Annotated in this window: 5 protein-coding genes; 2 read left to right on the forward strand and 3 right to left on the reverse strand. The window is 57.5% G+C overall.

The genetic code is table 11. The features are described 5' to 3' along the window. Positions 1-78: 78 nt before the first annotated feature. From AD928_RS09300 to AD928_RS09310, 3 genes are all read right to left on the reverse strand, one after another. The gene (locus AD928_RS09300; protein WP_062250029.1) at positions 79-6,144 is read right to left on the reverse strand and encodes a DUF3320 domain-containing protein; all 6,066 of its coding nucleotides are present in this window, start codon (positions 6,142-6,144) and stop codon (positions 79-81) included. A 177-nt stretch (positions 6,145-6,321) separates the two neighbouring features. After that, positions 6,322-8,610 carry a TonB-dependent receptor gene (locus tag AD928_RS09305; RefSeq protein ID WP_156470168.1) on the reverse strand — a complete coding sequence of 763 codons (2,289 nt, stop codon included), beginning with the start codon at positions 8,608-8,610 and terminating at the stop codon, positions 6,322-6,324. Between the two features lie 105 nt (positions 8,611-8,715). After that, entirely contained in the window at positions 8,716-10,071 is a 1,356-nt protein-coding gene (locus tag AD928_RS09310) for an Nramp family divalent metal transporter (RefSeq protein WP_082779843.1), read from the reverse strand. 171 nt (positions 10,072-10,242) lie between these two features. On the opposite strand from AD928_RS09310, the gene mntR reads away from it, so the two are divergent. Continuing rightward, positions 10,243-10,722 carry a manganese-binding transcriptional regulator MntR gene (mntR, locus tag AD928_RS09315; protein WP_062250033.1) on the forward strand — a complete coding sequence of 160 codons (480 nt, stop codon included), beginning with the start codon at positions 10,243-10,245 and terminating at the stop codon, positions 10,720-10,722. Positions 10,723-10,860: 138 nt separating this feature from the next. Beyond that, positions 10,861-12,339, forward strand: coding sequence for an IMP dehydrogenase (gene guaB, locus AD928_RS09320; protein WP_062140389.1), 1,479 nt, complete (start codon positions 10,861-10,863; stop codon positions 12,337-12,339). The last annotated feature ends 3 nt before the right edge of the window (positions 12,340-12,342 follow it).

Below are 12,342 nucleotides of genomic sequence, written 5' to 3' on the forward strand. Positions count from 1 at the left end.
GAACTCTTCAGTCTGAACGGTATGCAGGGGGCAAGCGTTCCGCAGCCGGGTTGAACGAAGCTGATGGAGGTGGCTTTGTCAGGCGATACCGTCTTCCGCACCACGGCTGCGCGCTAAAGCTGCTTCAAACCGGGCGCGCGTGGCGGCTCCCATACGCCCCATGCCACAGGCTTTACGCATAGTGGCAATAAGCTCCTCATCGGGCAGCCCGGTAACCAACAGTGTTTTTGCCAGACTGACGAGCATGGCAAGCGGCACGGTTGCCGGGTCCAGCGTTTCCTGCGGGGCGGGGGCTTTGAAAGGTAGCGGTGCATCCGGCGAGAGGTTTTCCGGCCAGATGAAGGTGCCCACATCTTCCCGCGTGCGCGGGAGAGAGGCGGGGATCAGTCCCTGAACACGCTCGCGGATTTCTCGCCCAGCCCGCGCAAAGCCATGCTGACGAGAGACGGACTGGACGAGCAGATCCTCCCGCACCGGACCATGCCTGTTTGCCTCCTGCTGGATGAGGCGGATCAGTGTTGGTGTGTAGGTTTCCTTGAAGAACAGAGCCTGATCGGGGACTGCATCTGGCAGAGGTTCAGAGACCTCAGGTTCTATGATGGGTAACACTGGGGCGGTCTGCGACGACACATGCTCCGGTGCCCGTGCGTAAAGACCCGGCTCGTCTGATGGAGTTCCACCGCCTGCAGAACTGTCGGGGTGAGTTGAGGCTCTCTCCGTGTTCCCGGCATCATCCTGTGACAAGGCAGCCTCTTGTGCCTCAGCAGGATCAGTTGCCGCAGGGAGAAGGGCAGCACGGGCGCGCTCCTCTTCCTCCTGCGCGGTACGCTTTTCCCGTGTTTGGGTCAGCAAGGCCTGCAGGGCTTTGTCCAGCCTGTCACATTCACGCTGTGCGTTGGTCCACCAGTCGGTTGACCAGATTCTGAGGATGGTCCAGCCCAGATTTTCCAGAACAGCCTGCCGCAGCCGGTCACGGTCGCGCGCCGTGGCGCTGCGATGATAGGTTGCGCCATCACATTCCACGCCGGCAAGGAAAGTGGTCGGCCGATCCGGGTCCACAACACCCAGATCAACCCGGAAGCCGGAAACGCCAATCTGCGGCACGACCTGCCAGCCTTTCAGGCGGAGCAGGGCCGCGACTTCCTTTTCAAAATCACTATCAAAGTCGCCCACAGAGCCTTCATGCAATCCGGCCAGAGCAGTGGCACCATGTTCGGCAAAAGTGAGGAATTTGCGCAGATCATGCACCCCGACGGCCTGCGTGCGGGCAATATCAATCTGATCCCCATGTAGGGAGCCGAACACGATCAGACGCTCACGGGCACGGGTGATGGCGACGTTCAGGCGGCGCTCACCCCCATCGCGGTTCAGCGGACCAAAATTCAGAGTAATCTTGCCAGCCTGATCCGGCCCGTAGGTCAGGGAAAACAGCATGATATCACGCTCCTCACCCTGTACATTTTCCAGATTGCGGATCAGCACGGGTTCCGCGGCTTCATCACTGAAGAACCGTTCAAGAGCCGGGTCTTCACTCCGGGCCTTGTCCATCAGATCCGTAATCAGAGTTTGCTGATCACTATTGAAGGTGACAATGCCCAAAGAACGCTCGGAGCCATCCTGCAACAGGCGCAGGGCTTCCGCCACAACAGCGCGGGCTTCTACCGGGTTAGTGCGGCCAGCGCCGCGCATATAGACGCCGCCCGGTACAAAGCGAAAGGATACCGCCTGATCTTTGGTGACGGGCGACGGGAAAGTAATGAGCTGGCCGCCATAATAGGCCTGATTAGAGAACGCAATCAGGCTCTCATGCCGGCTGCGATAATGCCACGAGAGATTAACGGGCGGCACACCTGCGCCAAGACATTCATCCAGAATGGATTCCAGATCACAGGTCTGGGTTTCCATCACCTCATCCGTATCGGAGGCTGTCCGGTTGAAGAAATCTGTGGGTGGCAGCTGTTTGGGGTCACCCACCACAATAACCTGCTTGCCGCGGCCAATCGCCCCGATGGCATCCCATGTGGGGATCTGCGAGGCCTCATCGAAAATCACCAGATCAAACGCGGTGGCATCGGCAGGCAGATATTGCGCGACGGAGAGCGGGCTCATCATCAGGCAGGGTGTCAGACGGCGCAGGGCCGTGGGCATTTTTTCTGCCAGCTGCCTGATGGGGAGGTGCTGCATTTTCTTGGCCAGTTCCCGTGTCAGAACCTTATATTCCGGGTCTGTCTGGCGGCTTCTGGCATCCGGGATCTGCCCGGCCAGTTGTGAGCGGATTAGTTTGACAGACATTTCCATCAAGTTGCGGTCCAGTGTGCGGAACCGTTCAATCTGCTTTTCGTGCGTTGCCGCCACAAAGCCACGTAGCAGGGGCGACTGATCAATCGCAAAGCGGACCCACCAGCGAGCGTAATTGGCTTCAAACACCCGTGTGACATCATGTGATGCCACCAGCCCATGCTCAATGGCGGCAATCAGCGGGGTCAGGCCAAGCCGGACCGCATCCTGACAGGCATGTTTCCAGGAACACCAGTCGCGCAGATCCCGCGCTGACTGTTTCCAGGCCTGCAGGGTTTCTGTCATGGCGTCCGGCCAAGTTTTCTGGCTGCTTTCGACCAGCGCCAGTCCGTCTGACCCACTCAGGGTGCCGAGGGCTTCAAGGCTCGTCAGGCACTCGGTCAGAGCGTCCTGAAATGCCTTCAGGGTATGATTGACCGGCCCACCAGTGCGCAACAGATCCATTCCATCGCGCAGAAGAGCGTTCAGATGCGTCCGGGCGCTGAGCAAGGCAGCCGTATCGCCCGCGCAGGCGGCCAGTGCCGAGCGTGTTTCCGCGCCCCATGCATGCATGGCCTCAATGGTGCTGAAGTCTGTATCCAGACCTTGCCAGACCGGGCCAACAACAGCGTGATGCGGCGCGTCCTTTAGCCGCTTTTCCAGAGCCTGTATTTCCGCCAGACGGACCAGATCATCCTCACACTCGTCTGGCAGGGTGCTTGTATGGTTTTCCAGCTTTTTGCGCAGGGTCTTCTGAATTTTAGACCGGGCAAAAATCCACTTCTCCTTGGACTCCTGCCATTCCTGCACCATGCTTTCCAGCGGCAGGGTGAGCACTTCCGGCTTCCAGTCTGTACGGAGTTCGCCTTTGAGCTGGGCGTGCCGTGCAATGGGCGTTTTTTCGGCCAGAAGAGTATTCAGAGTTTGTTGAGAGGTATCCGGAAAAGCCCATGCACAGGCTTCCGGTTTCAGGAGCCGGGTGCACAGAATGCTCATCTGTCGGAGGCGGCGCAGAGACAAGTCTGACGCCTCCAGTCCCAGAGCGTGCGCGGCCTCCTCTGCGGTGGTGCGCAGGCGGCTCAGGCTGGCAAGTGCTGCGGTGACGGCATCCAGCAAACGGCCTTCCCAGATAGGCGACCATTCAACATGCTCAAGCCCGGCCAGTTTGGGCGACTGCACAACATCGCCAATGCGCTCATAGAGGCTGGCGATATTTTCCGCCGTATCGGCCAGCGTCTGATAATCCTGCGCGGTATGGGCATTACAATCAGGCCATGACAGGGGAATGACGAGCGTTTGCGCATCATCCGCGCGGAGCGTCACGCCAATGGCGCGATAGGCCGTCCAGCCGTTGCGCCATTTCTGATGCAGCACAACAACGTAGTTGTTCAGTTCGGCACGGATCTGGTCAAGTTGCTGGCGATTGTGAGCCCACTCATCCGGGCTGAAATTTTCCAGCACGGTCTGAGCCGCTTCCAACTGGCCAAGCACAGCGAGTTTGCTGGCTTTGGGCGAGAACAGGTCCAGACAGAATTCCGCCAGCCCGATCTGCTTCAGGCGGTTGCGCACCACTTCCAGCGCCGTCCGTTTTTCCGCGACAAACAGAATGGTGCGGTTTTGCGCCAGTGTGTTGGCAATAATATTGGCAATGGTCTGGCTTTTCCCGGTGCCCGGCGGCCCGATCAGCACAAAGCTTTCCCCGGATGCCGCACGGGCAACTGCTTTAAGCTGTGAGGAATCTGCTTCCATCGGGCAGATAAGGTCCGCCTTGATGAGTGCCTCGTCAAGAGAGCCATCAACTTCAAAAAAACGGGACAGGGGCGCTGCCTCGGTATCTTCTGCGGTAATGCCATCCAGCAGGCGTGTGGCGACTTCGCTGGTCCGTAGTTTGTCACTGCGTTCCTGCAGGTCTTTCCACATCAGGAACTTGGCGAAGGAGAGCGTGGTAAGTGTGACGTAATCCCGCACTTCCCAGCCGGGCACGGCGCGCAGGCCAACACGGAAGAGTTCCAGAATACGCTCAACATCCAGACCGGACTCATCTTCCGGAAGCGTTTGGCCTTCCAAAGCCGGGAAACGCAGATCGTAATCAGCCTGAAGCATTTCCAGCAATGTTGCGTTAATCCGGCTTTCATCCGGATGCGCACGCAGAACAAAGCCGGATTTGATGCTGGGCCGTTCCAGAATAACCGGAATCAGGATCAATGGGGCGAGGAAAGGCTTGTCCCGTCCTTCTGCCGTCCACGCCAGAGCGCCGATGGTCAGGAACAGCACGTTAGACCCGCCCTCATGCTCGGCCGCACGGGCACGACGGTAAAGCTCTGTCAGGGCTGCCTGAAGCTGGTTTTCCTTACGAGAGACCAGCAGTTCATTCCGCTCCAGAGCCTCCTCAGCGTAAGCGCGGGCCGCATCTTCATGGTAGCGTTCATGATGCAGGCTGGCCTGACGCGGGTCGTCCTCGTCCATCATGTCCGGCCGGGGGCAGAACCGCAGAGGCTTTGTCAGCCGGCCCGCCCGCATGGCGGCCAGATGATTTTCAAGCTCGGACGCGTTCGGGCAATCAATAACAATCAGCTGCTTGTCTGAGCGGGGCAGATTAAGCAGGCGATTGCGGCCCGACATATCCAGCAGGCGGTTACACCAGCGCTGTAGCCGGTCCGCTGGCGTGGCGGGCTTGTCTTCTTCCGCGTCCAGTGGGTCTTCCCGCAGAGCGGGGGCCGCTTCAAACACGGGCAGGGCGGCTTCCGGCTCTTCTGCGTCGGGCTGGTCTTCCGTCGGCGCTGTGGGCAGAGTGCAGGACAGCGGATGGATGCGGCGCAATCTGGCGCGGTGGATGTCAATAATCTCGCGGAAGGTATTGTCCTCGTCCTCGCCCGCGTGGCGCAGGTTGGCTTCTCCTTTTTCACATGCGACAGAGAAGCTTGGCTTGCGACCTGCCGTGACCAGCGTTGTTTCAAACACCGCCAGATCCTGCAATTTCAGGCGGTTCCGCACGGCAGGCAGATCCTGCATGACGGAAACCCCGGCATCCAGTTTTGCCAGCCAGAAGCCGGTAAAAGCGTGGCCTTGCGTCAGCACAATAACCGGGCGAATACCGACAGCTTCCAGACAGGCCGCGAACAGCACTGTGGTATCCAGACAAGTCGCCAGACGTTCTTCCCCAATCTGGCTGGGCAGCCGAACGCGCTGCCCGTGGTCGATAAAGGACGCGGGCGGGTTGATATAGGCCAGATCAAGCTGGCAGACGGCGCACCAGATCGCCTGTGCCTGCTGCCAGACCCGTTCCTTGGTGCCCTGATATCCTTCCAGAGAGGGGGAGAGGCCTTCCTTTTTCAGGATATCTGTCGCGCTGCGCAGGATACGGGCAATAGCCGGGTCATTCGGCAGTACGAATGCGGCCAGAATATCTGGAATACCGGACAGACCACCCCATTCATTGCGGGCCAGAACACGCACATCGGCTGTGTGGCGGGTCAGCTCCTCTCCGGTTTCCTTATTCGTCGCCACAAAGGTGACAGAGGCGCGAGAGGCTTCGGTCTGGCTGCTGAGAAACGCCCCGTCCAGCTTTAGATCAAGGTCTTTCAGGGTACGAAACTGCCCCGGCTCGACCTGTTGAAGATGCCAGACACGAGGGCGAATAACCGGCGGTTCACTGCTGACTGTCACGTCAATCTGGGAAAAGCTACGGTCCGTTTCGTTCCGCAAAGCCAGTTCCAGCAGAACGGGCACGCTATTTTCCCAAAACGAGGCGTTCAGGGCATCCTGCAGGGAGACTTTGAGGACAGGCGACGGGGGAGGAGCCGGAACAGGTTCTGGCTGCGGTGTTTCCGTTGCGATGGAAACCTCTTCCGTATGCTCTAAATCCATGTGTCATCTCTCCAGAACTCAGTTTGCAGGGCCGGAAGCCACGCAAAAATCTCTGGCGTTGTTATGGGGCCTGACGGGACAAAATGTAAGGGACATTTGCAGAACAAATTTTGTCTGGTGAATAAAATAGCCTCATTATCAAGCGCTTGGAACGTCATCCCCCGGCGCTGAGTGGGATCAGAACTGGATCACAGCAGTCAGGTATCCAGCCCGTCTTTGCCCGTATTGCGACATAAAAACCCCCAGACCACTGCCATTCCGGATCTGGTAGCGTTCATCAAACAGGTTCATGACATCCACGCGCAGTTTCAGCCCTTTGAGGGGGCGGATGTTTTTGAAGGTGTGCTCATACCCGATATTGATGATGTGATAGCTGGGCTGCTTTTCAGTATTGGCAAAGCCTGAGCGCAGACCATAGCCATACAGGAAGTCCACATAGGCTTTGTTGCCTGTCCAGCCATAAGAGGCGCCTGCGCTGGATGTAAATTCGCCTTCATGGTCCAGCTTGATGGCGTGGGTCCTGATATAGGCCAGCTCATCAGCCGGAAACTGATACTGCGCGGAGTTCACGTCTTTGGCCGCAGTATTCACAAAGGAAAAATTTCCGAAAACCGTCAAGCCTTTGTAATGGTAATTTCCCCCAAATTCCGCGCCGTAAACCTTGCCTGTTCTGTAGCTGAAGGGGGTGAGAATAACCGCACGCCCAAACTGCCCGAGGTCTCCAAGATTTCTGGCCTGTTTGTAAAAGCCGTCTACTGTGATGGAGAGCCCCTGCGCAAAACGATGAGACAGACCAATATCGAAATAATTTGACCGCTCGACCTTCGTGGCTGTCGCGTTGAAATTTTCCGGGGAATTGGTGGTGCCCGCAAATTTCAGCAGAGTGGACTGGCCAATATACTGGGCTGTGGGTGGCGCGAAGTAGCGTGAATAGCCAAAATGCACGGTGGTGGACCGGTCAACCTCCCAGACCAGATTAGCGCGGGGACTGGCTTGTCCTTCATGGTCGAAAGAGGCTTCAAACCGGTCATAACGCACGCCATAATTAAGTGTCACGCCTTTCAGAAGTTTCCATTCATCCTGAAGATAAGCGCCAGCCTCTGCGGCCCAGTTGCCGCTATTATCCTGAATGGATGTGGGATGCGAGGAGGTCTGGAAGCCAGCCTCATCAACCGGCAGGACATCCGTGCGCGTCCACAATTTTTCAGACGTATATTGGCCCAGCACGCCAAAACGGATGGTGTGCGTCTTGAGGGCTTCATAAGAGGCATCAAACTGAAGGCCGCCTGTGGTGAAGGTATTGTTTTCCTTTTCCGCCACGCCCTGAAACACCATATCCCGCACCGGGTCCGGCGTGTAATGAATGCCGCCGTAACGGAAATAGGGAGAGATCTGGTAATTCAGCCTGTTCCCGGTTTTCTGGTAAGAGAGAACGACATAGTAATTCTGTTCATTCTGCCGGTCATTCACGTCCTGAGAGTGCACATCGGCTACATTCTGAATGGCGTATAGCTTGGGAAGGCCGGCTGCATTGGGGATTTCAAAATTTGCATCGGAAACGCTGGTTAGCAGACTGAGGCGGCTTGTGTCATCAAAATGGTAGGACGCGTAGCCAAAGGCTTTTCCCTGCTCAGTCACATCATGTGTGGCGCGAAAAGCCGGGGTAGGGTTTTCAATCCCAATGTTATTCCGGTTGAATGACCCTGAGACGAAATACTCCCATTGCCCCTTGCTGCCGCCAACCTGAAAAGACGGGTTGAAGCTGTTATAGCTACCGCCATACAGAGAGATTTCCCGGTTCTTCAGAGAACTGCCTGATTTGGCCGTAACATCCACAATTCCCGCAGTCCGAAAGCCGAACTGAGCGGGCAGGGTGCCGGTCATTAGTGTGACAGAGTCAATAATCCGGGTATCCAGCTCCTGCCCAAACCCGTTCAGACCCTCCGGCAACAGAACGCCGTTAATCCGGTAGGTCAGACCGCCATGCTCGCCCCGAACATGCTCTTCCCCAAATGAATCCATCACCACGCCGGGCATGCGGAGCAGCACCTGATTAAAGGCTGCGTTCTCTCCCCCCGGTGTCGTATTAATCTGCGCCTGCCCCATACGATAGGCGACGGCCCCCAGATTCGGCGCAATGCGCGCGCGTGCAGAATTGAACGCTGCATGGACTGTGACAGCTTCTGTTTTACCTGTCGCGACATCCATCCTTTGCTGCTGCGTATGCTTGGCCTGTGCCGTTTTATGCTGCTCTGACACAGGCAGAACGCCGGGAGGAGGGGTGCCAGCTTTCAGATGCTCCGATGTTTTACTATGCCCGACGTGGAGAGCGGGCAGGGTTTCCGCATAGCTCTGCGCAACCGGAAGTGCGCACCATAACGCCAGCGCAGCATAGGGGACTGATTTTACGGCACGCGGCAAAATCGGACATGATTTACCGTTTGCGTTATAACTAACAAGATCCATTTTATCATAGCATTTGCTATATTGAGAGCTAAACTGAAGCACCTTGTGCGTCTCTTTCGCAGGCAAAAAGTCAGAAGGAAGCAGACAGAAAGAAGAGGGAGCGCGTTACCCGCACACCGTGTCATAAAGTAGTTTGAAATTCAGGATCAGGATCAGACCTGCCACACCCCATGAAAGAAACGAGGCAGGGCGAGAGAGCGCAAACTCCCCCATTTTCTGGCGATCCGACACAAACCAGACGAGCGGGATTACCGCAAAGGGAAGCTGCATGGAGAGGACGATCTGACTGAATACCAGCAGATCTCCGGTCCCTTTAGAGCCCCATAACAGCGTGACCAGAATAACCGGCAGAATAGCCAGTCCACGCGTCAGCAACCGTCGTGCCCACGGCGCCATGCGGAGGTGCAGAAACCCTTCCATGACAATCTGCCCGGCCAGCGTGCCGGTCACGGTCGAATTGGTGCCCGCCGCCAGAAGGGCTACGGCAAATAGCGTAGATGCAATACCAAGTCCGAGAAGGGGGGAGATCAGCTTGTAAGCCTGATCAATCTCCGCAACATCCTGATGTCCGGTAGTATGGAAGGCCGCAGCCGCAACAATCAGGATGCCTGCGTTCACAAACAGAGCGAGCATCAGGGCGATGGTGCTGTCCAGCGTGGCCCAGCGAATAGCTTCCCGCCTGCCAGCAGATGTCCGAGCATAGGTACGGGTCTGCACCAGTGCGGAGTGCAGATAGAGATTGTGCGGCATGACCGTAGCGCCGACGATGCCGATGGCGACATAGAGCATTTGTGGGTTGGTCAGAATAACCGGGGAGGGGATGAAGCCCTTCATAATGGCCGCAACTGGCGGAGCGGCGGCAGCAATCTGGAACGCAAAACACACGGCAATCAGGCTGAGCAACGCCATGACAAATGCCTCCAGCCACCGGAAACCCAGACGCATCAACAGCAACAGCACAATGGCATCGAGCGCAGAAAGACAAGCTCCCAGCAGGAGCGGCATGCCGAAGAGCAGTTGAAGCGCTATGGCGGTCCCAATCACTTCGGCCAGATCGCATGCGATAATCGCAACCTCACAAGCCAGCCAGAGCAGAATGTTCACATTCCGCGGAAAATAAGCCCGGCAAGCCTGCGCAAGATCATGCCCTGTCGCAATCCCCAATCGGGCGGCGAGGGATTGCAGCAAAATGGCCATCAGGTTGGACAGCATGATGACGGACAGCAGCGTAAAGCCAAACTGCGCCCCACCGGCCAGGTCGGTCGCCCAGTTGCCAGGATCCATATAGCCGACGGACACCATGTAACCCGGCCCCACAAACGCCAGAAAGCGCCGCAGTCTGGACGCACCTTCCGGCACCGCAATGGAGGCGTGTGCTTCGGGCAGACTTAGCCTGCTCTCCTGTGCAGAAAAAACAGAACTCAGGGCTGTACGGAGGTGTGAGGCGGGAGATACGGGCATGCGATGAAGGGCTTTATCGAAAAGTGATTTCGAACATTACAAACGGATTCCAGAAATATGCAATAGGTTATAAGGTAAAGTCTTTGCGTTTTTGTGGCGCGCCAGAACCCAAACCACCTCGGCGTGAAGATGCTTTTGCTGAGGGACCGAATTCGCTATAGCTCCCTCACCATGCTGTTACGCGGAGATCCTCAGGTGAAAGAACGCCAGCCCGTCATGCCGGATGTTGAAAGCCAGAGTGAGGGCTTTCGGCATGCACGGGAGGCACGACGCAATGTTCTGATTGAGGACTATGTCGAACTGATTGATGACCTGCTGACAGAAGGGCAGGAGGCCCGGCAGGTCGATATTGCTGACCGGCTCGGGGTCTCTCAGCCGACAGTCGCCAAAATGCTGGTCCGTCTGGAAGCGGAGGGGTTTGTCACCCGCAAACCCTATCGCGGCGTATTTTTGACTGAGACTGGCGTTGCGCTGGCGGAAACTGTCCGGGCGCGGCATCAGCTGGTGGAAGAGTTTCTGCTTGCCCTTGGGGTGGATGCCGTCACAGCCCGTCTGGATGCCGAGGGCATGGAGCATTTTGTGAGTGATGCCACGCTGGAAGCGTTCCGCAGGGCGTTAAAAACCGGAACGCTGAAGCCGAAGCAATTTTAAAAAGCTGTCAATTTTGTGTCTCTTCTCTTGCCTTTAAGCGGGCAAGACCATAAGAGGAAGCGCCAATGGTCGGTGACCTGCGGCGATACTCTGCTGTCGGGTGCCCCCAATCGCAATCTGGTCAAGGGTTCCCGTTGTATGACTTCTTCTCCCTACAGCCGTGTTACCGAAGCCTTGGCGTTTGATGACGTTCTCGTCGTTCCCGCTGCTTCTGAGGTTGTCCCCAACCAGACGTCCGTTCGCACACGTCTGACACGCTCCATTGAGCTCAATATTCCGCTGGTTTCTGCCGCCATGGACACGGTGACGGAAGATCAGATGGCCATCGCCATGGCGCAGCAGGGCGGCCTTGGCGTAATTCACAAGAACCTGACGCCGGAAGAACAGGCTGAGCATGTTCGCCGCGTCAAGCGCTTCGAATCGGGCATGGTGGTTAATCCTGTAACCGTCGGCCCGGATCAGACGCTGGCTGAGGTGCGCGAAATCATGCAGCGCAACGGCATCAGCGGTCTGCCGGTGGTTGAGCCGGGCACGCAAAAGCTGATCGGCATCATCACCAACCGTGACGTGCGCTTTGCGGTTGACCCCAACCAGCGCGTTTCCGAGCTGATGACGCATGACGGACTGGTAACGGTGCGTGACGGGGCAGACCCGGATACAGCCCGCCAGCTCCTGCACAAACACCGCATTGAAAAGCTGCTGGTGGTGGATGAGGCCGACCGTTGCGTCGGGATCATCACCGTCAAGGACATGGATAAAGCCGTTGCTTACCCGCTGGCTATCAAGGACAGTCTTGGCCGCCTGCGCTGCGCCGCGGCGACCGGTGTGGGTGATGACGGGTTTAACCGTGCAAAACTGCTGGTGGAAGCCGGGGTGGACGTGCTGGTGGTGGATACCGCCCACGGGCATTCCTCTGGCGTGCTGCGGGCTGTCGAACGCCTGAAAGCGCTTGATAGCAACATTCAGATTGTTGCCGGTAACGTGGCCACGCCGGAAGCCGCACAGGCACTGGTTGCATCCGGCGCTGACTGCGTGAAAATCGGCATTGGTCCGGGGTCCATCTGCACCACACGTATCGTGGCCGGTGTGGGCGTGCCGCAGTTCTCCGCTGTGCTGGAAACGTCTGTTGCCTGCCGTGAGCTGAACATTCCCTGCATTGCAGATGGTGGCATCCGCACATCGGGTGACATTGTAAAGGCGATTGGCGCTGGCGCTAATGTCGTGATGGTGGGCTCTCTGCTGGCAGGCACGGAAGAAGCTCCGGGTGAAGTGTTCCTGTATCAGGGCCGTTCCTACAAATCCTACCGCGGCATGGGCAGCCTTGGCGCCATGGCGCGTGGCTCGGCAGACCGTTACTTCCAGCAGGAAGTGCGGGACTCTCTGAAGCTGGTGCCGGAGGGGATTGAAGGCCGCGTTGCTTATAAAGGCGGGATGGCTGCCGTTATCCACCAGCTGGTGGGTGGCCTGAAAGCCGGTATGGGCTATACCGGGTCTCCGGAACTCAAAGACCTTCAGCAGAATGCGCGTTTCCGTCGCATTACTGGTGCGGGTCTGCGTGAAAGCCATGTTCATGACGTGTCCATCACGCGTGAAGCCCCTAACTATCGTCGGGACTGAACC

Source organism: Acetobacter cerevisiae (assembly GCF_001580535.1).
In the GTDB taxonomy this organism is placed as follows: Bacteria; Pseudomonadota; Alphaproteobacteria; order Acetobacterales; family Acetobacteraceae; genus Acetobacter; species Acetobacter cerevisiae.